This is a genomic window from Sphingomonas sp. (assembly GCF_019746665.1).
Classification (GTDB): domain Bacteria; phylum Pseudomonadota; class Alphaproteobacteria; order Sphingomonadales; family Sphingomonadaceae; genus Sphingomonas.
This window is the reverse complement of record NZ_JAIERS010000001.1, coordinates 26224-52431: the sequence shown is the minus strand read 5'-3', so window position 1 is coordinate 52431 and position 26208 is coordinate 26224. Positions and strand designations below refer to the sequence as shown.

General features: G+C 68.6%; 20 protein-coding genes. 6 read left to right on the top strand and 14 right to left on the bottom strand.

Annotated features, from left to right (window positions below; all coding sequences use genetic code 11):
* Positions 1–34: 34 nt before the first annotated feature.
* From K2X73_RS00215 to K2X73_RS00200, 4 genes are read right to left on the bottom strand one after another with little or no spacing between them, the layout of a single operon-like run.
* Positions 35–1024, bottom strand: a complete 990-nt coding sequence (locus K2X73_RS00215; RefSeq protein ID WP_294107420.1) for a pyridoxal-phosphate dependent enzyme — start codon at positions 1022–1024, stop codon at positions 35–37.
* Positions 1015–2007: a dipeptide epimerase gene (locus K2X73_RS00210; protein WP_294107418.1), complete on the bottom strand. Its 993-nt coding sequence runs from the start codon at positions 2005–2007 to the stop codon at positions 1015–1017. The genes K2X73_RS00215 and K2X73_RS00210 overlap by 10 nt, the downstream gene beginning before the upstream one ends.
* Positions 2004–3002 carry a DUF1611 domain-containing protein gene (locus K2X73_RS00205; RefSeq protein ID WP_294107416.1) on the bottom strand — a complete coding sequence of 333 codons (999 nt, stop codon included), beginning with the start codon at positions 3000–3002 and terminating at the stop codon, positions 2004–2006. The genes K2X73_RS00210 and K2X73_RS00205 overlap by 4 nt, the downstream gene beginning before the upstream one ends.
* The gene (locus K2X73_RS00200; RefSeq protein ID WP_294107414.1) at positions 2999–4786 is read right to left on the bottom strand and encodes a CocE/NonD family hydrolase; all 1788 of its coding nucleotides are present in this window, start codon (positions 4784–4786) and stop codon (positions 2999–3001) included. The genes K2X73_RS00205 and K2X73_RS00200 overlap by 4 nt, the downstream gene beginning before the upstream one ends.
* 106 nt (positions 4787–4892) lie before the next feature.
* Between K2X73_RS00200 and K2X73_RS00195 the strand changes: the two genes are divergently transcribed.
* Complete coding sequence (locus tag K2X73_RS00195; protein WP_294107412.1) at positions 4893–6332, top strand: MFS transporter; 1440 nt, start codon at positions 4893–4895, stop codon at positions 6330–6332.
* Here the strand turns inward: K2X73_RS00195 and K2X73_RS00190 are convergent.
* On the bottom strand, positions 6233–7756 hold the full coding sequence (locus K2X73_RS00190) for a M81 family metallopeptidase (RefSeq protein ID WP_294107410.1): 1524 nt from the start codon (positions 7754–7756) through the stop codon (positions 6233–6235). The genes K2X73_RS00195 and K2X73_RS00190 overlap by 100 nt on opposite strands.
* A 73-nt stretch (positions 7757–7829) precedes the next feature.
* Between K2X73_RS00190 and K2X73_RS00185 the strand changes: the two genes are divergently transcribed.
* Positions 7830–9218 (top strand): aminopeptidase P family protein, encoded by a 1389-nt coding sequence (locus K2X73_RS00185; protein WP_294107408.1) that lies wholly within the window; start codon positions 7830–7832, stop codon positions 9216–9218.
* Between the two features lie 19 nt (positions 9219–9237).
* Here K2X73_RS00185 and K2X73_RS00180 read toward each other — a convergent pair whose 3' ends face one another.
* Genes K2X73_RS00180 through K2X73_RS00170 form a run of 3 tightly spaced genes read right to left on the bottom strand, consistent with a single transcriptional unit; the run spans position 9238 to position 13398 of the window.
* Positions 9238–11022, bottom strand: a complete 1785-nt coding sequence (locus K2X73_RS00180) for an aminopeptidase P family protein (protein WP_294107406.1) — start codon at positions 11020–11022, stop codon at positions 9238–9240.
* 4 nt (positions 11023–11026) lie between these two features.
* Positions 11027–12514, bottom strand: a complete 1488-nt coding sequence (locus K2X73_RS00175) for an aldehyde dehydrogenase (protein WP_294107404.1) — start codon at positions 12512–12514, stop codon at positions 11027–11029.
* Positions 12511–13398 (bottom strand): dihydrodipicolinate synthase family protein, encoded by an 888-nt coding sequence (locus K2X73_RS00170; RefSeq protein ID WP_294107402.1) that lies wholly within the window; start codon positions 13396–13398, stop codon positions 12511–12513. The genes K2X73_RS00175 and K2X73_RS00170 overlap by 4 nt, the downstream gene beginning before the upstream one ends.
* 131 nt (positions 13399–13529) lie before the next feature.
* On the opposite strand from K2X73_RS00170, the gene K2X73_RS00165 reads away from it, so the two are divergent.
* Genes K2X73_RS00165 through K2X73_RS00150 form a run of 4 tightly spaced genes read left to right on the top strand, consistent with a single transcriptional unit; the run spans position 13530 to position 20233 of the window.
* Positions 13530–15086, top strand: a complete 1557-nt coding sequence (locus K2X73_RS00165) for a serine hydrolase domain-containing protein (protein WP_294107400.1) — start codon at positions 13530–13532, stop codon at positions 15084–15086.
* The gene (locus tag K2X73_RS00160; protein WP_294107399.1) at positions 15083–17401 is read left to right on the top strand and encodes a prolyl oligopeptidase family serine peptidase; all 2319 of its coding nucleotides are present in this window, start codon (positions 15083–15085) and stop codon (positions 17399–17401) included. The genes K2X73_RS00165 and K2X73_RS00160 overlap by 4 nt, the downstream gene beginning before the upstream one ends.
* On the top strand, positions 17398–19326 hold the full coding sequence (locus tag K2X73_RS00155) for a serine hydrolase domain-containing protein (protein WP_294107397.1): 1929 nt from the start codon (positions 17398–17400) through the stop codon (positions 19324–19326). The genes K2X73_RS00160 and K2X73_RS00155 overlap by 4 nt, the downstream gene beginning before the upstream one ends.
* Positions 19319–20233 carry an alpha/beta hydrolase-fold protein gene (locus tag K2X73_RS00150; RefSeq protein ID WP_294107395.1) on the top strand — a complete coding sequence of 305 codons (915 nt, stop codon included), beginning with the start codon at positions 19319–19321 and terminating at the stop codon, positions 20231–20233. Before K2X73_RS00155 ends, K2X73_RS00150 begins: the two co-directional genes overlap by 8 nt.
* Here the strand turns inward: K2X73_RS00150 and K2X73_RS00145 are convergent.
* The 6 genes from K2X73_RS00145 to K2X73_RS00120 form a co-directional block, all read right to left on the bottom strand.
* Complete coding sequence (locus K2X73_RS00145; protein ID WP_294107393.1) at positions 20187–20996, bottom strand: TIM barrel protein; 810 nt, start codon at positions 20994–20996, stop codon at positions 20187–20189. The genes K2X73_RS00150 and K2X73_RS00145 overlap by 47 nt on opposite strands.
* The gene (locus K2X73_RS00140) at positions 20993–22342 is read right to left on the bottom strand and encodes an aminotransferase class III-fold pyridoxal phosphate-dependent enzyme (RefSeq protein ID WP_294107391.1); all 1350 of its coding nucleotides are present in this window, start codon (positions 22340–22342) and stop codon (positions 20993–20995) included. The genes K2X73_RS00145 and K2X73_RS00140 overlap by 4 nt, the downstream gene beginning before the upstream one ends.
* Complete coding sequence (locus tag K2X73_RS00135; protein WP_294107389.1) at positions 22342–23301, bottom strand: 3-keto-5-aminohexanoate cleavage protein; 960 nt, start codon at positions 23299–23301, stop codon at positions 22342–22344. Before K2X73_RS00135 ends, K2X73_RS00140 begins: the two co-directional genes overlap by 1 nt.
* 116 nt (positions 23302–23417) lie before the next feature.
* Positions 23418–24299 carry an NAD(P)-dependent oxidoreductase gene (locus K2X73_RS00130; RefSeq protein ID WP_294107387.1) on the bottom strand — a complete coding sequence of 294 codons (882 nt, stop codon included), beginning with the start codon at positions 24297–24299 and terminating at the stop codon, positions 23418–23420.
* Positions 24284–25081 carry a TetR/AcrR family transcriptional regulator gene (locus tag K2X73_RS00125; protein ID WP_294107385.1) on the bottom strand — a complete coding sequence of 266 codons (798 nt, stop codon included), beginning with the start codon at positions 25079–25081 and terminating at the stop codon, positions 24284–24286. The genes K2X73_RS00130 and K2X73_RS00125 overlap by 16 nt, the downstream gene beginning before the upstream one ends.
* Entirely contained in the window at positions 25078–26136 is a 1059-nt protein-coding gene (locus K2X73_RS00120; RefSeq protein ID WP_294107383.1) for a serine hydrolase domain-containing protein, read from the bottom strand. Before K2X73_RS00120 ends, K2X73_RS00125 begins: the two co-directional genes overlap by 4 nt.
* Between the last annotated feature and the right edge of the window lie 72 nt (positions 26137–26208).

The following is a 26208-nucleotide window of genomic DNA, read 5'->3' as shown; positions in this document are numbered from 1 at the left end:
TGGGATACCAGTGATCCACGACCATCGCCGATTGTCAATACGTACCTCCCGGCGCGGCGAGCAGCGCGCACAGCCGGGCATCGTCGATATTGCCGCCGCACAAGACGAGACCGACGCGACGGCCGGCAAATCTTGCCGAGTGCGCGAACATGGCGGCCAGCGTCGCCGCGGCCGCGCCTTCCACCACCAAGCGCGTCTCCCGCACCAGGCACGCCAGCGCTGCGGCGATCTGCGACTCGGAAACGATGAGGATATCATCGACAAGCGCCGCGACGTGCGCGGCGGTTCGGGCGCTGACCGTGCGTGACGCCATCCCCTCCGCGATCGTCGCGCCGCCCGGTACGTGCCCCGGCCAACGCCCAACGGCCTTGGCCATCGCAGGATAATGGTCGCCCTGGACGCCGATGACTTCGGTTCGCGGCGATAGCGCGCGCAGCACGACCGCCATGCCCGACAGCAATCCGCCCCCGCCGATCGCGACGACAACCACGTCGAGCCCGCCGACATCGGCGATCATTTCCAAGGCGACCGTGCCCTGTCCGGCGATCACGCGGTCGTCATCGAACGGGTGGATCAGCGTCGCGCCGCTTTTGGCGAGCACTGCGGGCAGCGCGGCGGCGGCGTCGTCGAAAGTCGCGCCGACGATCATGACGTCGGCGCCCAGGGCGCGCGTCCGGTCGACTTTCACCGCCGGTGCGCTTTCGGGCATCAGCACCAGCGCCGGCACGCCTAGGCGCCGCGCGGCATAGGCGACGCCTTGCGCGTGGTTGCCCGCCGATACCGCCACGACGCCGCGCGCACGCTCTTCGGGCGTCAGCTGAGCGAGCGTGTTGATCGCCCCCCGCGGCTTGAAGCTGCCGGTTACTTGCAGGTTCTCCGCCTTGAGGAGCAACTCGCAGCCGGCGCGTTCGGAGAGCGCGGGCGCGGCAATCATCGGTGTTCGTACCACCTGGCCAGCGATGCGGTCTGCCGCGGCTTCGACGGCGCCAAGCGAGACGAGCGCCGGCGCCACCGTCAGCCCCACAATGCCGGAACATGTGGTCGCTCGACCCGCCCATCGATATAGACGAAGCCGTGCTGCCAGTCCTCGGTTTGGGCGGGCGGGCCGTCGAGATCGACGAAGCGGCAGCGTTGCGCCAGCACCATGCCGGGCGCCATCGACAGGCTTGAGCCGTTCATACAGCCAATCATCAAACCGAACCCTCGCCGCTGGGCTTCGTCCGCGAGCTTGAGTCCGGCGGTCAGCCCGCCCGATTTGTCGAGTTTGATGTTGATGAACTGGAAACGATTTTCGGCCTTGTCGAGATCGGCGATGTCATCGATCAGCTCGTCCGCCGCGATCGGCACCGGCCCTTGCCAGCCATCAAGCGCTGCCTCGGCTCCGACCGCGATGGGTTGTTCGAGCAGCACGACTCCGATCGCGGCGAGGCGCTGCGACCATTCGCGCACCTGCTCGGGCGACCATGCCTGGTTCGGATCGATGATGAGTTCGGACGTCGGCGCGCCGCGACGCACCGCGTCGATCGCCGCCAGGTCGCGCTCATCCCCCAAGCCGACCTTCACCTTGATCACGCGGTGGCGCGCCAATTGGCGCGCCATCGTCTCATAGCCGTCGAGCGAGCGCATACCGATGGTGCGGTCGCAATCGAGCGGCGCGGGCGACACACCGGCGCGGACGAAGGGCGAGATGCCGTCGCGCTTCGCCTCAAGGTCCCACAGCGCCGCATCGATGCCGTGGCGCGCGCCGCCTGCGGGCAGCAGGTCAAGCAACGCCTCGCGATCGATCCCGCGTTCGATCTCGGCGCGCACCGCCTCGATCTCGGCGGCGATCGTGGCCGGGGTATCGCCATGATAAGGAATGCCGATCGCTTCCGCGCGACCGACATTGCCGCGCGCGTCGGTCAGACGCACCTGCAGCGTCGCGACCTCATAGTCGGTCCCGCGCGAGATGGTGAACGGTTCGGCGAGTGGCCAGCTGCGCTCCCAATGTTCCAGCCGCAGGGTCACGTCAGTATCTCCTCGATGGCGCGGTCGATGCCGAACCGCAGCGGGTCGAAGACGGGCAGACCGTGCTCGTCCGCGAGCGTTGCGGACAGGTTGCTTGCTTCCGCCTCGGCAAGGCTCGACGTGTTGAGGGCGATCGCCGCGAAGCGGGGCGCCGGGTTGGTCGCGCGCGCGAGCGTGAGATAAAGGTCCATCGTCTCGCGAAGTGGCCGCAGGGCGCTATCGGGCCAGCCGGCGAACGCGGTGCGCTGCGGATCGTGGCACAGCACCAGCACATCGGGCTGCGATCCATAAAGCAGGCCCAGCGTTACCGCGCCATAAGCGGGATGGAGGATGGCGCCCTGGCCCTCGATCACGTCCCAATGGTCTGGCGCGGCATCGGGCGACAAGGTTTCAGCGGCGCCGGCCACGAAATCGGCGACCACGGCATCGAGCGGAATGCCGTCGCCCGCGATCATGATTCCGGTCTGACCGGTCGCGCGGAAATCGGCGTCGATGCCGCGCGCGCGCAGCGCCTGGGTTATCGCCAGCGCGGTGTACTTCTTGCCCAGCGCGCAATCGGTGCCGACCGTCAACAGCCGGCGCCCGGTGCGGCGGCGCCCGCTCGCGACCGGGAAGCGGGTGTCGTTGTGCCGCACGTCATGCAGCGCGCGGCCCGCCCGCCGCGCGGCGGCCGCGAGTTCAGGGACGTCGGCAAGGCGCTGGTGCAGGCCGCTCACAATATCGAGCCCCGCGTCGAGCGCCTGGACTAGCGCCGGCACCCAGGCGGCCGGAAGCACGCCGCCCGCGGGCGCGATGCCGATCAGCAGCGAACGCGCGCCCGCCGCGACGGCGGCGGCGGGGTCGAGATCCGGCAGGTCCAGATCGATCGCATCCGGCGCCAGTCGCCATTGTCCGGCGCAATTCCGGGGCGCCCATTGGCGCACGCCTTGCGCGGTCTTGGTGGTGACCGATGGCGGCGCATCGCCGACAAAGACAAGATAGGGCTTCGGGATCACGACTCCTCCTCCCGCGCAGGCAGCAGCACGCGCGAAGGGTGCGCGACACCGTGGTGGATGACTTGTCGTGCCCGCCGGACCGCGGCGGCCGTCGCGGTCGGGCCGCCGTCATGCGGATTGGGATCAAGCAGGGGAAACAGCGTGCCGCCGATAAGCAGTCGCAGGCGATCGCCCGGCGCGAGGGTGATGCCGACATGCGCCATCGCGACGCGAACCGCCACCGGCTCGCCCGGCGTCAAGAGCACCGTGCGATCAAAGCCATGGCGGTAGCGGGCACGCAGCATCCCTACCGAAAGCTGCGTGGTGCGGCCGTCCGGTGGTACCCGCGCCAGCCAGCAGACGATGTCGCAGTCCGGCACATCGGCCGACAGGTGAAGCTCGACCGCGAACTCGCCGTGCAGCGTCAGCGGCGCGGCAAGCGGCTCGCCGGTGTAGACCAGCACATCCTCCTGGCGCTCGGTCTCGCGCAGATCGAGCGCGAGCTTTGGATCAAGGCTGCGGCCAACGGGGACGAACGGTAGTTCGGGATCGACTTCGAACGCGTCCGCCGCGTCGCTGGCGCGCGGCAGCTCGACCAGCCGGCCATTGCCCCTCAGGTTCGCCGGCCCATCGGACGCCAGATACAGCGGACAGAGCGAGACGGCCGGATCGGGATAGGCCGCCATTCCCAGCCAACGATCAGCCCCCAACAAATAGCTCGAGACACGGCCCGCCAGCCTTGGCCCGGCTCCCTCGCCGCGTAGGTGGCGATCGAAGAAGGCGAGGCGGGCTGACTGTAGGTCGAAACCGTCGAGGCCCTCGAAGCGATAGGGGCCATAGGCTGCGCCGCCGACATAGGCCTGGCCATGGTCCCAGGGGCCGATTACGAGCCGGCGCTCGACCTCGGCAGGCGCGTGTTCCTCCAGCATTCGCCACAGGATCTGGCTGCCCATTGATCCATCGAACAGACCGGTGACGACCATCGTCGGCACCGCGACGCGCGCATAGTCGCTGGGGGAGAACGTGCGCGCCGCCCACCAATCGTCGAACGTCTCGCGCGTCAACACTTCGCGATAATGGGCGAGCGCGTCATGCTCCAGCACGCCGTCGGCGGCGGCGAGGGCCGGGCGGCTCAGCAGCAACGGCCAGGCGGCGGGGTTGGCGAGGAAGGCCTGCGCACCCCATAGCCCGGGCGTGAGATCGGCGAGGCTGTCCTTATAGGTGAACTGCGTCCAGCCGAGCGTGTGCTGGCGCGATACGATACCCCCGTAGCGGGGAACATCATTGAAAAAGTCCGACGACACCACCGCAGGCACGATGCAGCGTAGCGACGGCGGTTGCTCGATCGCGGCGGCGATCTGCGTCATGCCGACATATGACGATCCGTCCATGCCCACGGCGCCCGTGCACCAGGGCTGGGCGGCGACCCATTCGATCGTGTCGAACCCGTCGGACCGATCGAGCGGGTTGGCGAACTCGAACGCGCCTTCAGATTCGCCGATGCCGCGGATTAGCTGGAAGACGACCGCATAGCCGGCATCGCGGTAGCGCAGCGGGTCCATCCGCATCCACCCGAGCAGATCCTCGCGATACGGCGTGCGGAACAGGATGGCCGGGTAGGGCCCACGCCGATCGACCGGCAGCCAACCCCAGGTCGCCAGCCGGGCATTGTCCCGCATCTCCACCATGCGCTTGAAGCTTGGTCGCGGCATCCGGTCGATCGGCGGTGGCCGGCCGGCGGCTGCGCGCTCGATCAGGTCGATCGAACTCGTGGCCCGGCTCGTGCTCGACGTTGCTTCCGCCATTACCCTCACCTGACTTATCAGTCATGTTCATGCGGCGGGGCGCTTGCCGATGTCAAGTAACTCGGCCAATATGACCAACAAGTCATACAGACGGGAGGGGCGTGTGATGATCGTTTCCAATGCCGCCGCAGATCGCACCGCCGAGCCCGTTGGGGTTCAACGGACAGCCAACGAACGAATTCCGGCATCGGCGTGGTTCGGGCTCGCGGTCATGATCATCGTGTCGATCTACGCGATCGTCGATCGCCAGATCTTCATTTTGTTCGCGGAGGCGATCCGGCGGGACATGGGGCTGAGCGACACCCAGCTCGGGATGCTACAAGGGCTGGGGCTGTCGCTGATCGGCTTGCTGACGGTCTATCCGATCTCGGCGCTCGCCGATCGCTATGATCGCCGCTGGGTGATCGCCATCTGTGTGTTGCTGTGGAGCGTTGCCGTGGCGGGTTGCGGCTTGGCGCCGAGCTTCGTCCCCTTGCTGACCTTCGCGGCGCTGGTCGGCGTGGGAGAGGCGGGAACCGGCCCGGCGGCGCTTGCGATGCTGCCCGATCTTTTTCCGGCATCCGCGCGGCAACTCGCCAACTCGATCTTCGTCATCGCATCGCGGCTGTCGCAGTCGATCGGAGTGTGGCTTGCGGGAATGCTGATCGTTCTCGTCGAATGGATGCGCCCGTCGCTCCCGCTCGCCATCGCGCGGATGCCCGAATGGCGACTGTGTTTCTTCGCGGCGATCGCATTTTCGCCGGTCGCCGTGGCGCTCATTCTCATGTTGCCCCGTCGCACCGCCGGGCTCAGGCTCGCCGCCAAAAGGCCGGGGAGCCTCGGCGCCGCGGCGCCCGCCCCCCAATTCTGGCGCTACGTCGCGGCCCATCGCGGCCCGTTCGCCGGCGTGGTGGGCGCGACGCTGTGCAACCAGTTCGGCCTGATCGCGACCGCCGGCTGGATTCCGATCATCGCCCAGCGCTATTTTGGCCAGACGCCACAGCAAAGCGGCGAGTGGCTGGCGTCGATGGCGTTGGTGACGGCCGGGCTGGGCTTCGCCATCGGCACGGCGCTGCTGCCCTGGTTCCGGGCGCGCAGCCAACGCTGGAGCGACGTTTTGGCGCTCGCCTGGGTGATGTTCCTCGCGGCGCTCACTTCCGCCTTTATCGCCTTCGCGCAAAGTGTCGCCCAACTCTATATCCTGTGGGGACTGCAGGCGATCGTGCTGACCGTCGGCACCATGATCCTGCCGACGATGCTTCAGAACATGACCCCCGTTCCAATGCGGGCAAGGGTATTCGCGCTCTACATCTTTTCGCAGATTTCGGCGGCGCTCGGCTATGTCGTCGTTGGCGCGTTGTCCGATGCGCTGCGAGGGGTGGAACGCGGGCTGCTCTATGCCGCGGTCTCGGTCGCGATCGTCTTCCTGGTACTGAGCGGCATCATCTTCTGGCGCACGTCGCGCGGTTATGTCGCGCTGGTCGAGGAAGTGCGTGAAGCCGAGCTGGGCAGCGGCAGCAGCCTGGCCGAGCCGAACGGCGCCCAGGGGTCCGCCATCGCAGGGTGATAATCACGCGCGCGTTTGGCATATGGCATCGCCGCGAAGTCGAGGCTGAGCGCGCCCGGCGAACTCGCCGTCCACAGGTGATCGGCGAAGGGGGCGAAGCTATGTTCGAAATGCCGGCTCGATTTCACCACCACGAGCCGCTTGTCTGACAGCACGATGCCCAGTCCGGTGAAGAAATCGAGCCCATAGACCTGCGAGCGCACGCTGGTGACGACCATGTCGATGCCCGCGCTGCGCAGCCAAACGCTGAGCCCTAGCAGGTCGCGCACCCCAAACGCATCCTGGCCGTGATCCTCGGCGATCCCAGCCACCTCCACCAGCAAATCGACCGGCATCCCCGAGCTGGGCCCCATCTTGCCGCCCAGGCGCACCGGCAGCCGCGCGCCGACGCCCGCATCGGCGCATAGCCGCGCGAGCACCGGGTCCCAAAAGCCGCCAATCGCGACGTCGCGCAGCCCGCGGGCGCGAATCGCGGCGAGGAAGAAGCTGCTGTCCGAGGGCGCCCCGCCACCGGGATTGTCGCTATGATCGCCAATTACGACCCTACCGCCCAGCGCTGCCGCCCAATCGAGCGACTCCTCGATGCCCGGATAGCGCGGCAGCAGCGCTTCACGCGCGTCATACAGCGCCTGGCCGATGGCGCGCGCCTCGCGCTCGGCCGTCTCGGCGTCGCCATCGGCATAGACGAGCACGCGCGTTCCGGTGTCGGAGACATCGCCCCAGGGGAAACCATGAGCGATGCTGCCCGAGAGAATCGCGCCCGTGGCTTCGCGCGCGCGTACCCCGTCGACAATGCCGCGCATCGGCTGGGCATAGGTTGGGTAAAAGCCGATCATCGCGGTGTCGATCAGCGCCGGGACCGGGTGCGCGCGCCCGGTCCGCTTCGCCTCGCACCCGTCGAACAGCGCCGATGCGGTCGGCGCAACATCGTCATGCGGATACTCCTTGAAGATCGTGATCATGTCGGCGGCGGCGACCATCGGGGTCGTCAGGTGACAGTGCGGGTCGAGGCTCGCGCCGATCACAGCCTGCGGTGCGATGCTGCGCACCGCCGCCAGCAGATCGCCCTCGCAATCGTCATAGCCATCGGCGATCATCGCGCCGTGGAGCAGGAGCAGCACCGCATCGACCGGCATCGCGGCGCGCAAATCGGCGAGGATCGTGTCGCGCAGCGCCTCGAACACCTGCCGAACGACCGGGCCGCCCGGCTGGGCATAGGCGCTGATGCTTTCGATCACCGCATGACCGGCGGCTTCGGCGCGGCGGCGGAACACGCCGAGCGCCTCCGCGCACATGCCATTGGCTTGGCGAGAGGCGTCGCGGCGGATGCCCTCCTCCTCGAACGCCGAGCGCCCGGTCGGGAAGGGAGCGAAGCTGTTCGTCTCGGCCGCGAGCGCGGCGATGAAGGTTCGCGGCTGGCTCATGGCGGTAGCTTACACCCTCGCGCGCGGCGAGGCGACCTGTTAGGTGACGCACCAGTCATATTTGAGGGGCGCCATGTTCGAAGCCGCGATTTATTGCCATCGCCGGGACGCCTTGCGCCGCCGCATGGGCGCGGGCCTCGTGATCCTTGTCGGCGCTAGCGAGGCGGCGATCAATTATCGCGATAATCCCTATCCCTTCGTCCAAGATGGCAGTTTCGCTTATCTGTTCGGCTTGCAGCAGCCCGATCTGATCGGCCTGATCGATCTCGACAGCGGCGAGGAGGTGCTGTTCGGAGCCGATCCTGATCTGGAAACCCGGGTGTGGATGGGCGATCTGCCGTCGCTTGCCGAGCGCGGCCAATGGGCCGGGGTAGCGCGCACGGCGCCGCGCGCCGAGGTCGAGACATGGATAGCGCGAGCAACCGCGCAGGGGCGGCGGCTGCATTTCCCACCGCCTTATCGCGGCCGTACGGTGCTGCGACTTGCCGCCTTGACCGGCATGGCGCCGGCAGCGGTCGAGGCGGGCGCGTCGATTGACCTCGTTCGCGCGCTGATCGCGCTGCGCGAGATCAAGGACACGGGCGAGATCGCCGAGATGGAACGGGCGCTGGCGACGACCGACCGGATGCACCGCGCCGCGATGCGCGCGGCGCGCCCGGGCGTGGCAGAATTCGCCGTCGTCGCCGCCTTGACCGCGGAAGCGCACCGCGATGGCCTGCAACTGGCCTATCCCGCGATTCTTTCCCGGCGCGGCGAGATTCTCCACAATCACGACCATAGCCAGCGCCTGGCAACGGGGGACGTGGTGATCAACGATTCGGGCGCGTCGAGCGTGATGGGCTATGCCAGCGACATCACCCGAACCATCCCGGTCGGCGGTCGTTTCCGGGGGCGCGCTCACGCGCTTTACGAGACCGTGTTCGCCGCCGAGGCTGCGGGCATCGCGGCGGTGCGGCCAGGCGTTCCCTTTGTCGACATCCACAAAGCCGCGATGCGCGTGCTGGTCGAGGGGATGGCGGATTTCGGGGTGTTTCGGGGCGATCCAGCGGAAGCGGTCGAGACAGGGGCCTATGCGGTGGTCTGTCCAGGCGGGCTGGGGCACCAAATCGGCCTCGACGTCCACGACATGGAGAGCCTTGGTGAGGATCATGTTGGTTATGGCGAGGGTTTTACACGTTCCACCTTGTTCGGCCTGAACCGGCTGCGGCTCGCCAAGCCGCTCGCCGCCGATATGGTGGTGACGATCGAACCTGGGCTATACTTCATCGAGCCACTTATCGAACAATGGGCGGCCGATCGGCGCCATGCCGGGCTGATCGATTATCCGCGCTTGCGCGCGCTGATCGGCGCAGGCGGGCTGCGCATCGAGGATGAAGTACTGGTGACGGCGGCGGGTGGACGCGTCCTCGGACCGCCCATCCCCAAGACCTGCGCCGAAATCGCCGAAGTGATGGAGGCGTGATCGGCACCGCACCGGATCCTTAATCGAGCGGCGCGCAGGTCTTTTCGAGCCATGCCCGCTCGGGTGGGTTCAACGCGTCCGCGAGCGCCGCGACCACGGCGGCATGGTATCGGTCGATCCAGGCCCGCTCCTCGGCATCGAGCAAGGCGGTATCGATCAGCCGCCGATCGATTGGCGCCATGGTCAGCGGCTCGAACGCATGCCAGCCCGCCGCGCCACCCTCGCCGGTCGCTGGCACCACCCGATAAGCGTTCTCGGTCCTGACGCCATGCTGGCCGACGCGGTAGATGCCCGGCTCGATCGTCATCACCATGTCGGTCCTGAGCGGGGCGTCGACCGCGCGGGTTCCGCCAGGCTTGCCGAAAAAGGCGGGCCCCTCGTGAATGGCGAGGTAGCTGCCCAGGCCGTGCCCGGTCCCGGTGGGATAATCGAGGCCCGCGCGCCACAAAGGTTGCCGCGCGAGGGGATCGAGCTGGCCTCCCGTCGTTCCCGCCGGGAAGCGCAGCGTCGCGATGGCGAGGTGCGCTTTCAACGCCAGCGTGAAGTCGCGTCGCAGGGCGGGTCCCGGGTCGCCGATCGCCACGGTGCGCGTGATGTCGGTCGTGCCGTCCAAATATTGGCCGCCGCCATCGAACAAATAGACCGAACCCGGGCGGAGCAACGCCGCCGCCCCTGGCTTCGCCAGATAATGCGGCAAGGCCGCGTTCGCGCCGGCAGCCGAGATGGTCGCGGCGCTGAGGCCGCGGCACAAGCCATCCTTCCGGCGCAAGGCATCCAGGCGGTCGGCGGCGGCGATCTCGTCGAGGTCGCCGCTTCGCGCCGCGCTTTCGAGCCAGATAAGGAAACGCACAACCGCGATTCCATCCGCTTGGTGCGCGCGGCGCATACCCGCGATCTCGACCGGGTTCTTGATCGCGCGGGGCGTCAGGCACGGATCGACAGCGGCAATGATCCTCGCCGTCCCCAGCGCGGCGCGCACGGCGGCGGGGCAGCGATCGGGATCGATCATCACGCGCGTCGTGCCCATCTCGCCGAGGCGCGTGGCCAACGTGCCATAGGGAGCACATTCGACATCGGAGCCAAGATGATCGCGCATCGCATCATTGATCTTGCCCGGATCGACGAACAGCATGGCGCTGGCATTGGACCGCAGCAGCAGGAACGATCGCACGACCGGCGTTTCGCCAAGATCGGTGCCGCGAATGTTCAGCAACCAGGCGATCGAATCGAGCGCGGTGAGGACCAGCGCGTCGGCGCCCGCGCTGGCGACCTCCGCCGCCATTTGCGCGCGCTTGGCCGAGGCTTCGCGTCCGGCGAAGCGAAGCGGATGGGGGACCGCGGGTGCCGCGGGCGGGGCGGGGCGGTCGGTCCAGATCGTGTCGATCAAGTTGGGCGCGGGCACCAGCGCGATCCCGGCCGCCGCCAGGGCGTTCGTCGCGCGGTCCACCCACCCGCAGTCGTGGAGCCAGGGATCGAACAGCACCGGCTGCTGTCCTACGGCATTCGCCGCCAGCCACGGCGCGACCGCGTCGCCGCCGCCTGGTATCACTTCGATCCGGCCGCGATCGACCTCGCGCTCCGCCTGAACGATGTAGCGCCCGTCGACGAATATCGCGGCCCGTTCGCCAGTAACCGCGGCCCAACCCTGGGAGCCCGTAAAGCCCGTCAGCCACTCCAGCCGCCGGGCATAGCCGATCACATATTCACTGCCATGTTCATCGGTGAGCGGCACGACATAGGCCTGGCCCCCCGCCGCCGCGATGGCAGTGCGCAGCAAGTCCAATCGTCGGCCATGGTCGGTCACGCGGTCATCCGTCGAATGTCAGCCAGACGGTCTTTTTCTCGAGATACTGATCATAGGCCCAGACCGACTTATCACGCCCGGAAAATCCGGACAGCCCGAAACCGCCAAAGGGTGTGGTGATATCGCCTTCGCTATAGCCATTGATCGATACCGTGCCCGCGCGCAGGCGCCGTGCCCAGCGCTGCGCACGGCCGATGTCGCGCGTGTAGAGCGACGCTTGCAGGCCATAATCGGTATCGTTGGCGAGCGTGAGCGCGTGTTCGTCATCATCGGCGGCGATCACCGCGGTTACCGGGCCGAAAATCTCGTCGCGCGCGATCGTGCGGTCATTGGTGACATCGTCGAAGATGGTCGGCGCCACGAAGGCGCCGCCGGCATTGCTGCCGATCGCTCCCTCGAACGCGATCCGCCCGCCTTCGGCGCGGCCGACCTCGATATAGCGCCGCACCCGGTCGCGCTGTTCGGTGGAGACCAGGCTGCCGAGAAGGTTGGCCGGATCGAGGGGATCGCCCGTGGTCCACGCCCGCGTTTCGTCGATCATCGCCTCGATCACCCGGTCCTTCAGCGCGCGGTGGACGATGATGCGCGAATTGGCGGTGCAGTTCTGGCCCATGTTCCAAAAAGCGGCACTGACGCTCGCACGCGCGGCCTGTTCGGCATCGGCGTCGGACAGGATGACGGCGGGGTTCTTGCCCCCGCACTCCAGCGAGATCCGCTTCAGGTTCGTTTCCGCCGCGTAACGCAAGAACAGTCGTCCAACCTCGGTCGAGCCGGTGAACGACACCGCGCCGATGGCGGGATGCCGGCCGATCGCGGCGCCCGCCGTCTCGCCCATGCCCGGCACCACGTTGAGCACGCCCGGCGGCAGCCCCGCCGCGATCGCCAGCTCTGCCACTCTCAGCGCGGTCATGCTCGTCTGTTCGGCGGGCTTGACGATCAGGCTGTTACCGGTGGCGAGCGCGGGGCCGAGCTTCCACGCCAGCATCATCAGCGGGAAGTTCCAGGGCAGCACCGCCGCGACGACGCCGATCGGCTCGCGCACAATGAATCCCTGGCCGCTGGCGCTGGGTGGGGAGAGATGGTCGTAAAGCTTGTCAGCGCCTTCCGCGAACCATTCGATCGTGCGCGCGGTATCGGGCACGTCGATTCCCAGGCAGTCGCGGATCGGCTTGCCGCTCTCCAGACTTTCGAGCACCGCCAGTTCCTCGCGGTGCTGGTCGATCAGGTTGGCGAGGCGCTTCAGGATCGCCTTGCGGTCGCCCGCGCCGAGCCCGCTCCACGTGCCGCTGTCGTAAGCGGCGCGGGCGCTGGTGACGGCGGCGTCGATGTCGGGCGCGTCGCAGGCGGCGATCTCGGCCAGCGTTTCGCCTGTCGCCGGGTTGAGCGTCGCGAAGGTCTTGCCGGATAAAGCCGCGACGGCGCGGCCACCGATGAAGGCGCGCGCGGGCCGCGCCACCGTCGCGGCAAGCGCCGCCACCTGCTCGAGCGTCATGCGGCGGCTCCGCCGGCCAACAGCCGATCGAGAAGGGCATCGAGCGCGGCGCCCTCCGCCGCGGTCAGCGGCTGGAGCGGGCCGCGCAGCCACGGCGGGCAATAGCCATGGCGCGCGCAGGCATGTTTCACCGCGCCGATGAACTTGCCGCCCTCCTCAAGCGCGTGGGTCAGCTGGGCCAGCTCGGCGGAAAGCGCGCGACCGCGCGCAAAGTCGCCCTGCTCGACACAGGCGCGGAACAGATCGAGGATCAGGCCGGGCGCGAAGTTCGACGTGGCGCAGATCCACATCCGCGCGCCAAGCGCGAAAAAATCGAGCGCGAGGTCTTCCGAACCGCAGCACAGCGCGATGTCCGGCCGGTCGCGCAGCAACTCTTGAGCGCGCTTCATATTGCCGGTCGACTCCTTCAACGCGACGAACGCGCCGTTGCCGGCGATGCGATCGAAGAATCGGGCGCCCATGTCGGCGTTGGTACGCGCGGGATAGTTGTAGAGCACGACCGGCACCGCTGCCGCTTCGGCCACGGCGATGCAATGGTCGGCGAGTTCGTCCTCGGTCGGGGAGACATAGGGCGGCGCGCCGAGCAAGATGCCGTGCGCGCCCGCCGCCTTTACCTCGCGTGCCAGGATCAGAACATCGCGGGTCGTGATCGCGTTGACGCCGGCGAGCCAGGGGGTGCCGGCCAAGCGGGTGCCGGCGCGGCGGAATTGCTCCAGCCGTTCCTCGATCGTCAGCGCGTAGAATTCGCCAGTGGTGCCACCCACGATGATCCCGTGGATACCGGCCGCGACCTGCCGGTCGAGCTGTGCTTCCCACAAATCCCATCGCAGCGCGCCGTCTTGCTCCATCGGCGAAACCACCGCCGTGAAAATGCCTTCGAACATAGCCGGCGCTCCAAGCTGATGACTGGTATCCCAGTTAATATCTCTATACCGTCCTCCTTTCGAGGCAACCCCGAAATGTGACTTGCGGGTCATATTCGCCTTGCCTAACCTGCCTTGGCGAGGGGAAGGCGATGGACCGCACCACGATAGACCCGGCCACGCTCGACGCGCTGCTGGCGCCGCATAATCGCTGTGACCGGCCGGGCGTGGCGGTGGGCATCGCGCGGCATGGCGTTCCCGTTTATCGGCGGTGGCTCGGTCTCGCGAGCGTCGATCAGCCGTTGGCGCTGTCGCCGGCCACCCGAATGCGGATCGGGTCCACCACCAAGCACATGACCTGCCTTGCGGTGATGCTGCTGCAGGAAGCGGGCAGGTTGTCGATCGACGACCCGGTACGGCGCCATATCGCCGAGGTGGGGGCGTGGGGCGACCGTGCGACACTGGCGCAGCTGATGAGCCATGTTTCCGGCATTCGGGACAGTTTGGACGTTCTGACGCTCACCAACGACATCATCGGTCGCCCGCTCGCGGCGGCGGATCAGCTCGCCATCCAGGCGGGGTTCGGCAGCGTCAACTTCGCCGCGGGAACCGATTGGATGTATTGCAATGGCGGCTATGTGCTGCTGACCGAGGTCGTCCAGCGCGTGTCGGGTATGGCGTTCGGCGACTTTCTGCGCGACCGGATTTTCGCGCCGCTTGGGATGCACGACACGCTGGCGCGCCCGCTCGATTTGGATTTCTTGCCCAACAGCGCGGCGCTGCATGTCCGCAACGCGGCAGGCGGCTGGGATCGTGGTGTTTTCGGGCCGGCGATCGGTGGCGAAGGCAATGTCGTCTCGACCATCGACGACATGCTGCGCTGGCTGCGGCACATGGACAGGCCAATCGTCGGGCGCGCCGAGACCTGGGCGCGGATGTACTTGCCCGCGTCGGTAACGCCCGGTGGGTCGACCGGTTATGGCCTGGGGCTGGTATCGACCCGCTATCGCGGCCTGCCGGTCGTCTTCCATACCGGCGGCGTGATCGGTGGCACCTGCCAAATGCTGAAGGCGCCCGACCAAGGGCTCGACATCATCGTGATCACCAATAGTTGGGACGCTTATGCGGCGCCGATCGCCAACCAGATCCTCGACGCCTGCGTCGCCGACCTCCATCCGTTGCCCGAAACGGTGCCGGGGCCTTTTCCCGTCGGCGATTTCGTGTCGCCGCTGACCGGCCGCCACGCCCGGCTGATCGAGCAGGAGGGCAAGCCCGCCGCCGATATCGACGGGACGATAGTGCCGCTGGTCCGGCGTGCGGATGGATCGCTGTGGCTACAAGCTAATTTCGATGCCGGCGCGGTGATGGCTCCGGCCGGTGCCGACGTGCTGCTATGGCACGAATATGAACGGACCGACCGGCTGGAGCGGGTGCCGGCCGCCGCCCCCGACGCGACCCTGGCGATCGCGGGTCGCTGGCGCGCCGAGGAGCTGGGCGCGATGGCGCGCGTGGACACCGCCGATGGCGAGACCATGACGATCGTTGGTGAACATGGCCGCTTCGCCTACCGGCTGGTGCCGAAGGCGCGAGGACTCTGGTCGTTGCTCGGTCCCAAGGGGCCGGCGGGTCGGATCGAACACCGCGGCGACGCGCTGCTCTTGTCCTCGATATCGACACGCCGGCTCCGCTTTGAACGGGAGGTGGCGTGAACGCCGCCGATCGCTACACGCGTGCCGCCCGCTTGCTGCCGGCGAACATGGCCGCGGCGCTCGTTAACAATGCCGTGCATGGCTATTGGATCGACGATAGGCGCTATTTCTTCCTGTCTGAGGCGATGGTCGCCGGCGCGGTCCGGCGCGTACCGATGATGCACGATGCGCAAGCCGGCGAAACGCGCGCGCTAGCATCGGACGACGATCTACGGCGCTGGTTTCCCGATGCGCCGGCGGCGACGGTCGCGGCAGCCGATTTCGACCTGCCAGAGCCTGGCCGTTTGGCGGTGCGGTTGGCCGGGCGGTCGCATTTGATCGACCTCGCGCGCGACACGGTCGTCGCGGATCGCCATGACGATGCACCGCTCGCTTATGCCCCGGGTGGACGCCATGCCGTGCGCGTCGCCGGGCACGATCTCGCGCTGATCGACCTGGTCGATGGGGTTGAGCGACGGTTGACCGCGGATGGTATCGCGGACTGCCCCTGGGGGCAGGCACCGCAGACTTACGCCGCGACAATCAGCTATCGTCGCCAGCCATTTCCGGTGGTGCAATTCTCCGCGGACGGGCGCTGGCTGCTCGCCGACCGGATCGATGAACGCCACCTGCCGTTGCGCACCTTGGTCGAAAACGCGCCCGCGGACGGCGGGCCGCCGCGCTTTCACGTCCACCGTTTCGCGACCGCCGCCGATGTCGCGTTGCCGATCGCGACCACCGCGGCGATCGAACTGGCCACCGGCCGACGGATCGAGGCGGCGCCGCGCCCGGTGCATATGTTCCCGCCGGTCGCGACGCGCCATGCCTGGTTCGCGGGCGACGCCTTCTACGCGCTGCGCACCGATCGGTGGCACCGGCACCTGGAACTTGCCGAAGTTCGCCTGTGCGACGGTCGCGAACGCATCGTCGCCGAAGAACGGGTTGAAGGCGGCTATCTGGAGGCGCATCCGCTTGTCGGCGCGCCGCCGAACGTCCGCGTCCTGCCCGCGACGGGCGAACTGATCTGGTGGTCGGAACGCGATGGGCGGGGCCATCTCTATTTGCTGGATGCGGCGACGGGCGGCACTCGGCGCCAAATCACGCGCGGCGATTTTCAGGTGCGCGATATTCTGCATGTGGAAGAGGCGGCCCGGACGTTGCTGCTCGCCGTAACGGGGCTTGACCCGACCGACTATCTGCTGCGGACGATCGTTCGCGCGCATCTCGATCGCGACGGACTAGATATATTGGTGCGGCCATGTGGCGCGGACCTTGGCGTGCGGGCGGCGCTCGACGGGCCATTCGCGGCTGATCGACCCTATGCTTTGCCGCGGGGGCCTGGTTCGGTCTCACCCGGCGGCCACTGGGCGGTGGTGCGTCGCGCGTCGCCGGCGAACGGTGTGACGACCATAGTCGCCGATCTTGCCACCGGGCGGGAAACAACGCTCGCCACGCTCGATCGCGCCGCGATCACGATGTCCGAGCCGGTCTGGCTCGATCTGGTGGCCGCCGATGGCGCCACGCCACTGCGCGCCGCCTTGTACTTGCCCGCCGACCATGACGGCGAAGCGACGCTGCCGCTGATCGACTGCATCTATCCCGGCCCACAATCGGTTGTTCTCGCCCGCAGTTTCTGGGGTCGGATGCAGTGCCAGGCGCAGGCGCTCGCCGCGCTTGGCTTCGCCGTGGTCGTGGCCGACACACGCGGCCTGCCGATGCGGCCGCGCGCCCTTCATCAGGCGGGCTATGGCGATCTGCTGGAGCCGCAACTTGCTGATCATGTCGCGATCGTCGCGCAGTTGCGCGCGCGGTTCGCCTTCATCGACCGCGCTCGCGCCGGTATCGTCGGTTCCTCGGCCGGAGGTTATGCGAGCGCGACCGCGCTGTTCCGTTATCCGGATATCTTCACCGCGGGCGTGGCGATCTGCGGCACCGACGATCCCGCGCATTACTTCGCGGGCTGGCTGGAGAAATATGTCGGCCCCGACGGCGACGACCGCTGGGCGCGCCAGGTGACGGGTCGCGAGGCCGCCGGGCTGCGCGGCGCGTTGATGATCGTCCATGGCGACATGGACGAAAATGTACACCCGGCGCACGCCATCAGCCTCGCGCGGCGGCTGACCGATGCCGGCAAAAGCTTCGATCTGGTGATCGTCCCCAATGAAGGGCATCTGCTCCAGGCCACGAGCGCCGATGTTCAACGCCGCATGTGGGACTTTTTCCTGCGCCATCTGCGCGGCGAGGAGCCGCCGGGGGACGATCACGCCCCGCGCTATCGAGCCGAGGATGTCGCGGCGATGGCTCGTGCCGCCGCGCACGAGGCCGCCTGGCAATGACCGAGGCTGCCCGCGTCCTCACCGGCGATACAGCCGTCAGGCTCGCGACCGGCGCCAGCGTGACGCTGCCGCGCGGCTGGCGGATCGAGCCGGGCCTCGGTGGCATCACGGTGACGGCGCCCGAGGGCGATTTCGCGATCCGCCTGATCGAGAACGAAGCCGGCGACACCGCCGAGGCGGCGGCGACCGCGGCCTGGGAGCGCTTGATCGGCCCGCCGCCGCCAATACGCGTGGCGGGAGACGAACCGACGCGCGACGGCTGGGGCGCGATTCGCGTCATCGCTTTCGATCCGCCGCCGGCCGCGCGGGGCTGGGCTTCGGCGGTGGGCTATCGCGGCGCGGCCGGTTGGACGCTCGCCCTGCTCGACGGCGCGAGCGCGACCTTCGAACGACGCATGGCGGCGGCGGTGCTGGTCATGCAATCGCTCCGCGCGCCCGGCTTCGCGCGCGAAAGCTTTGCCGGCACGCCGCCGCGTGAATTTGGCGCGGCCGAGGTTGAGGCGCTCCGCGGCTTCCTCGCGCACGCCGCGCGGCGGCTGGCAGTGCCCGGCATCGGCCTTGGCGTCGCGACCCGAGACCGCGTGCTCTTCGCCGGCGGCATCGGCGTGCGGGACGTACGGCGCGCCGACCCGGTGACCGCCGATACGCGTTTCCGCATCGCCTCCAACACCAAGCCGCTGACGACGTTGCTGCTCGCGATGCTGGTGGACGAGGGGCGGGTGCGATGGACGGACCGCGTCCGCGACGTTTACCCCGCTTTCCGCCTCGGCTCGCCCGATGCGACCGAGCTGGCGCAAATCCGCCATCTCGTCAGCGCATCGACCGGGTTGCCGCGCGCGGACCTGGCGTGGAGCCTTGTCTTCGATCGGGCGACGCCGGCGTCGCGCACCTTCGATCTGCTCGCGCGCACCGTGCCGACCAGCGGTTTCGGCGAGGTGTATCAGTACAGCAACCTGCTCGCGGCCGCGGCCGGTTTCGTGGCCGGCCGCATCGCCCATCCCGAGCTCGATCCGGGCGTCGGCTATGATCGGGCGATACAGGAGCGCGTTCTGGACCCGCTGGGCATGGCCGATACCTGCTTCGACCCACGCCGCGTGCGTGGCGGGGCGTTCGCGGCGGCGCATGGCACCGATTTGGCCGGTCGCCCGGTCGCCAGCGATCGCGACCTGGATGGCGCGGTCCACGCGCTGCGGCCTTCGGGCGCGGCCTGGTCGAGCGTCTCCGACATGCTGCGCTATGTCCGGCTCGAGCTTGGCGAAGGGATGCTGGACGGCAAGCGACTGATCGGGCGCGACGCGCTGCTCGAACGGCGCGAACCCTTCGTCACCATCGGCGAATGCGGCGCTTACGGCATGGGGCTGAACATCGATCGCAGTGGCGATGTCACCGTCATCGCGCATGGCGGCAGCCTGCCCGGTGCGATGAGCGATTTCGCGATCCTGCCCGAAGCCGGCATCGCCGCGGTCGTGCTGACCAATGCCGATAATGGCCAGTTCCTGCTGCCCGCGTTTCGGCGCCGGCTGATCGAGCTGATCTATGGCGCGGAACCGAAAGCCGAGGCGCAGATAGAGGGCATGGTGGCGCGCGTCGCCGCCGAGCGCCGCCATTGGGCGCGGGTGGTGCGGTTGCCGCCACCCCCGTCGGACGCCGCGCGGCTCGCCGTGCGCTATCGGTCCGCCGAGATTGGAACGCTCAGCGTGTCGCGGGGGAGCGACGGCGTCGCCTTCCGCGTCAACGGGCTTGATCTGGCGGTCGGCGTGCAGCGGGTGGGGGACATGCTCGCCTTCGTCACGATCGACCCGCTGCTCCGGGGCTTGACCTTCGCCGCCGAAACCGACGCCCAGGGCAGCGTCGTCGCCCTGGTGTTGCGCGAAGCGCAGCAAGAGTATCGCTTCGTCCGCGATGGAGAGGCGCCGCATGACTGAGGCCGCTACCACGAACGGCCTGATCCCGCTGGGGCCGGCCGTGATCGATCACAGCGAGACCTTCGACCTGCCTTGCTACGCGAACGGCAGAACCTATCGCCTCTGGATCGCCCGGCCCGCGCAAGCGCCCCCGCCCGCGGGATGGCCGCTGTTCCTCGCGACCGACGGCCCGGCCAATTTCGCGACGCTCGCCGCGCATGCCGCCGTCCGGGCGCTCGGCGATTGCGCGGCCGCGCTGGTGGTGGCGATCGGCTATCCGGACGCCGGGATCGAGCGAACCCTTTCGCTGCGCAACACTGATCTGACGCCGCCGACAGACCGCGACAAGCTGCCCCAATTCATCGTGCCGGAGCCGGGCCTGGCGCTCGGCGGCGCCGATGTCTTTCGCCGCTTCGTGACGGACGCGGTGTTGCCGGCGATCGCCGCGATCCACCCCGTCGACCCGGCCCGCCGAACGTTGTTCGGCCACTCGTTGGGCGGATTGTTCGCGCTGCATAGCCTGTTCCAGCAACCCGACGTCTTTTCCACCTATGTCGCGAGCAGCCCGTCGCTCTGGTGGGGTGATCGGATGATGTTCGACGCGCTTCCGGGGTTTCGTGCGCAGATGGGTGGCATCGGCGCGCCGCCGCGCGTGCTGATCACCGTCGGCGCGCGCGAAACCCACGCCGAACTGCCCGAGGGGATTCCCGAGGACGTCGCCCAGCAGATGGACGCGATGTTCGCGCGGGGGCGGATGGTGGAGAATGCCCGCGAGATGGCGGCGGCGCTCGCCACGGTGTTGCCGCCCGCGAATGTGGCGCTACGCGTTATTGCCGATGAAGGTCATATCGGCGTCGTGCCGGCGGCCCTTTCCAAGGCACTCAGCTTCGCGGTGGGGCCGCGCGCGCGCTTCGCCGCGCCGGTTTGAGCCAGCCAAGCGTGGCGGGGGTATCGCCAGCGCACGGGTACTCCGCGCCTATCCAGCCTGCATATTCGGCGTCCGCCAATGCCGCGAAGAAGCGATCCCAGGCGATGGTGCCGGTGCCGGGCGCGGTGCGCGCGGGCGCGTCGGCGATCTGCACATGGCGCGCGATCGCGCGGTGCCGGGCAAAGGCGGCGGCGGGGTCATGCCCCCCCTTGGCGACATGATAGGCGTCGAACAACAGCCCGATGCCGGGGACCCGGTGCACCATTTCCGCCGCGAGATCGACCGATGCGATCAATGCGTCCGGTGCGTCGACACGGTTCATGCCCTCCACCACCGCCGGAATGCCCGCGGCCGCGCTCAGCTCGGCGGCGGTGGCGATATTGGCGAGATAAGTTGGCAGGCAATCGTCGCGCGATAGGCCCGGCGGCACCCGCGACGGGCCGAGATGGACGCGATGCGCGCCGATCAACGTGGCGGTCTCGAACGCCTGGTGCAGCGCGCGAACATAGGCCTGTTCGCGCCCCGGAACGCCCGATAGCCCGGGGCCGCCCGACAGCAGATCGCCCATCGGCACATTGATCAGCGCCACCTGAACGCCGGCCTGAGTGGCGGCGGCGGCGATCGCGTGTGGCGTCGCTTCATCGATACGCTGGATTTCCACGCCGTCGAACCCGGCGGCGGCCGCCGCGGCGAAGCGCGCCGCGAACGGCAATTCGCCAAACATCATCGAAACGCTCGCGCTGATCCGCGCTGCCGCCGTCACGCCTCGGCCAAGCGGCGCATCGCCCGTGTCGCGCCAGCGATCGTGAAATCCACGTCATCGTCCGTCATCGGGGTCGAGCCGATGAAGTTGCCGCGCAGCGTGAAGATGCCCTCCTCGGTCAGCAGCGCCTGCAGCGCCAGCAATCGGGCCATCAGGCCGTTTTGCAGCGCGTGCGCGAACTGGCGGAAATTCTCGGTGGGTTGATCGGTCAGCATCAACGCGCTCACCGAACCGTCGCCGGTCACGTCGCCCGGCAGGCCGGTATCGCGGATGGCGCGGCGGAGCCCCTCGCGCAGCCGCTCGCTCTTCGCGCTCAGGTCCTCCAGCGCCGCGCGGGTCAGCAGGCGCATCGAGGTGAGCCCGGTCGCCATCGACAACGGATTGGCGGTGAAGGTGCCCGAATGCTTCACCTTGCCGTCGGGACGACCCATCTCGAACACCGACATCACCGCCGCGCTGCCGCCAACACCGCCGATCGGGAGGCCGCCGCCGATGATCTTGCCGAGCGTGGTGAGATCGGGAAGGATGCCGTGCAGCCCCTGCGCGCCGCCATGGCTCGCACGCAGCGAAACGACCTCGTCGAAGATCAGCACGATGTCCAGCCGCGCGGTCTCCTCGCGCAGCATCTCCAGATAGTCCCGCCGGGGGCTGACCATGCCCGCCTGGAGGCGCCATGGGTCGATGATCACGGCGGCCAGCTCGGCTGCCCGTTCGGCCAGGATGGCGCGGCTGTTGGCGATATCGTTGAGCGGCAGGATCACCAGTTCGTCGAGCAGGCTCTGGGGCGTGGCGGGATTGTGCGGCACGGGGACGGGCCGCTCCGCCGGCCCCCAGAGCGGCGCCGTTGGCTGGTGGCTCGCCTCCAGCAGGTCGAACTGGCCGTGATAGCCCCCCTCGATCTTCGCGACCTTGGAACGGCCGGTGAAGGCGCGCGCGGCCTTAACGGCGATCGCATTGGCCTCGGTGCCCGAATTGGTGAACCGGATGCGGTCGATCCCCGGCACCCGATCGACCAGATGTTCTGCCAGGCCGACTTCCCATTCGGTCGGCAGCACCGCGTTCATCAGCCGCCCGGCCTGTTCGGCGATCACGCGCACCACGGCGGGCGGGGCATGACCGTGGATCATCGAGGTGAAGTTGTTCACCCAATCGATCCGCCGGTTGCCGTCAATGTCGGTCAGCCAGCAGCCCTGGGCGTGACTGGCATATTGCGGGTGAGGGAGCTGGGCGACGAGGTCGCGGGTATAGCCGGATGGCATCACCCGTTCGGCCCGGGCGAACAGCTCTGCCGATCGCTCGGTCGCGAAGCCGCGCGCGGCGGCCGGCGCGTCGGACAGCGACGCCATCAGAATCCCACCCGGTCGGCGCCCTTGGTGCCAAGATAGGCGCGGGCTTCGTCCGGCGTCGCCACCTCAAGGCCGAGTGCCTCCAAGATCGTGCGTATGCGGCGCACCTGGTCGGCGCTCGACGTGGCGAGTTCACCGGGGCCGGCCCATAGGCTGTCTTCCATGCCGACGCGCACATTGCCGCCCATGCACGCCGCCATCGTGGTAAGCTTCATCTGCGCCTTGCCGGCCGCCAGCAGCGACCAGATATAGTCCTCGCCGAACAGCATGTCCGCCGTTTCCTTGAAGTGCAGGACATGCTTGGGATCGGTGCCGATCCCCCCCAGCGGCCCGAACACCGATTGGATGAAGAAGGGCGGTTTCACCCAGCCTTCATCGGCGATCACCTTCAGCGCGTAGAGGTGGCCGGTGTCGAAACATTCGAATTCGAACCGGACCCCGCGATCTTCACCCAGCTCGCGCGCGATCCGCTCCATCAGCGACCAGGGGTTGGCCATCGTCAGATGGCGCGACAGTTCGAGATAGGCCTCCTCCCACTCGCGCAGCGGCTGGCCGGAGGTCCGGGCGCGCTCGGCAAGGGTAAAGGTCGCGAAGCTCATCGGTCCCATGTTGAACGAGGTGATCTCGGGCGAGAAGGCGAGGGGGGCGGCAAGCCGGTTCTCGATCGCCTGTTCGGGGGTAACGTTGCGCTGCGGCTGCCCGGTCGTCAGGTTGAGGATGGCGTTGGTGCGCTGCTTGATGCGCCGCAGATACTGCTCGTAGAGCCTTGGATCGCACGACGGTTCGCCAGTTTCCGGGTCGCGCGCGTGCAGGTGGATGATCGAGGCACCGGCCTCGGCCGCGGCGACCGAGTCTTCGACAATCTGCTCGATGGTCAAGGGCAGGTGCGGCGACATCCACGGCATATGCCCGGCACCCGTCGTCGCACTGGTGATGATGACCTTGTCGAGCTGTTTCATGTCACGCCAGTCCTTCCGCCCGCATATATGACTGCTAAGTCATGTTGGGTGGCTATGCAAGCGATGGCGCGCCCGGGGGACCGGGCCGAAGCGCTGGCAAGGTCGATCGGCCAGCGTCAGTCCGCGCGGCGCCGCTCGCCGATCGCGAGGTAGAGGGCGCTATGGTCCAACGCGCCGCGCGCCGTCTCGCACATCGCCGCGAATTCGTGTTGCGCGAGGGTGGCGAACGGAAGGTCGAGCTTCAAGCTCCGCGCCAGCGACGCGACGGTCGTTAAATCCTTGAGCTGCGTGGTCGCATGCGCGCCCGGCGCGAAGTCGCGCTCCACCATCCGCGCGCCGTGCTGGCGCAGGATCGTCGAGTCCGCGAAGCCGCCGAGCAGCGCGGCGCGCACCGCCGCCGGATCGGCACCCCCCGCCTCGGCGAGGATAAGCGCCTCGGCGACTGCCCCGATCGTGACCCCGACGATCAGCTGATTGGCAAGCTTGGCGAGCTGGCCCGATCCCACCGGGCCCACCCGGGTCACCCGCCCCAGCGGCGCGAATATCGGCGCGAGACGGTCAATCTCCGCCGCGCCGCCGCCGGCCAAGATGACGAGCGTGCCCGCCTCGGCGCCGCGGGTGCCGCCAGACACCGGCGCGTCGACATAACCAATGCCGCGCGCGGCGAGCGCCGCCGCTTGCGCGCGCGCCGCCTCGACCGGGATCGAACTCATCACGACCACGGTCGTGCCGGGGGAAAGCGCATCGGCGATGTCGGCCAGGGCCGCGTCCACCACGGCACCGTTGGACAGCATGATCAGCACGACCTCGGCGCCTGTCACCGCCTCTGCCGCGGTCGCGCAAAGCCGCACCCCCAGGCGCGCGAGCGGCTCGGCCTTGGCGATGGTTCGGTTCCAGGCCGAAACGCGCAGCCCGGCGCGTGCCAGGTTGGCCGCCATCGGCAGCCCCATCAGGCCGGTGCCGAGGATCGCGACGCCGCCGCTCACCGACCCGGCCATGCCAGCAGCTCGCGGGTTCCGTTCAGCTCGTCCGCCGGGGGATTGGTGCCATAGATCGCGCGGTAGCAGAGCAGGGCGTGCAGCTCGAGCCGCAGCGCGCGATCGTCGGGCTCGCGCCGGCCCGGCCCAACCTGCACGCGGTGACGTTCGAACAGGCTCTGGTCGATCATCCCGCCGGCGACCCGCAACACCGTTCGCGCGAGCGCCGGATCGATGGCGCCGCTGGGAGGGAAGTAGCTGCCGAGCAGGCGATCGATCAGCACCGCGTTGCGGCGATGCCAAAGCGCCCGCATCGCCTCGCTCGTCTCCGCCGCCTGAACGAGGCAGCGCACCACCCCGATATTGCGCGCGAACATCTCTTCATACCAGGCGAGCCAGTCGCGCACCTGCGCGAAAGTCGTGGCATCCGGATCGCGCTCCGGGGCGGCGGCGGCCTCGAACGCGACATAGCGGTCCGCCAGCTCCAGCAGAAAGGCATCCTTGCTGGTGAAATGGATATAGAAGGTGCCCTTGGCGATTTCGGCCAGCCCGACGACGTCATCGACGTTGAGGCTGCGAAAGCCCGTGTCGGCGAGCAGGCGCAAGCCGCAGCCCAGCAGCTTCAGTCGCGTCTTTTCCCCACGGCCGGCGCCGTCGACACACCCGGCCAGATGGCCCGCGAAATCCATGCGATCGGCGACATGGGCCGGGACGGGATCGGGGCGGATGGCGGCGCGCGCGCGGGGGGCGGGCGCGGGCCGGGCGGCGCGGGGAGCGCCTTGCCGGGCGATGGGTTTGGTCATGGCGACAGCTTAGCCCCAGCCGACCGCGAGCACCACTCCGCCACCAGCATCGTGTCGATCAACTCCAGCAGGTCGAGCATCGCTCGCCAGGCGCGATCGCCCGACGCGTTGATCGACAGCGACACAGTCGCGCCCGTTCCAGGCAATCGCACCGTCGCGCTTCCCCAAAAGCCGGTATGGCCAAGGCACCAACGCTTGCCGATCCGCATCGTCGCGAGGAGCAGCGAGTGGTTGCGGCCAGGCGTCGTGGCTTGCGCCGGTGCCACCGCGGGGGTCGCTAGCGCTTCGGCAACGGTCGCCGGGCGCAGGATCTCGCCGGCCAGCAAGGCGGCCAGAAAGCGATTCAAATCGCCAACGGTCGAGATTAACCCGCCGCCGCCGAATAGATCGAACGATGGATGCCAGTCGCTGGCCGAGGCGCCATCGTGCCATTGCGGCTGAAGTTCCGGCGCGCCAGCGGGCGGCTCCTCCAGCGTCTCCCACCAGGTCTGCGCCATGCCGAGCGCATCGAGCCGGACCAGGCGGCGGACGGCCTGCGCCAGCGATAGGCCGGTCACGCGCTCGATGATCTCGCCAAGCACGATATAGCCGGTGTCGGCATAGGCGTAACACGCCCCGGGCGGGCCGATCGGCGGCCCGGCGCGCATCGCCAGCGCGATCTGCTCGGCACGAGTCCATCGCCGCCGCGGGTCCGCGGCCACGGCGCGCACGAAGCCCGGCGCCACGCTATGGTCGGTCAGGCCGGACGTGTGCGACAGCAGCTGGGCCAAGGTGATCGCGCCGCAATCATAGCCCCCCCGCGTGAGCGCAAGCAGCGTCTCCGCCGTGGCGTGGCGCGCGATCGTATCGTCGAGGGTCAACACGCCTTCCTCGCGGAGACGATGGATCGTCGCCGCCACGAATGGCTTGGTGATGCTGGCGATCCGAAACGGGCGATCGGCGGTGCCTCCGCGCCACGCGAGGCCCAGCGCCGGCGCATCGACCGCGAGCGCGGCGCGCGCCAAAGGCGAGGTGGCCGCCTCCAGGGCCGCTTGCAGGCGTAGCGCGATGGTCAACCTCTTCTCCCGCCGCGGAAGGTCTTGACAGCGATGCCGTTCGCACGCCATTTCTGAGATACCAGATATGCG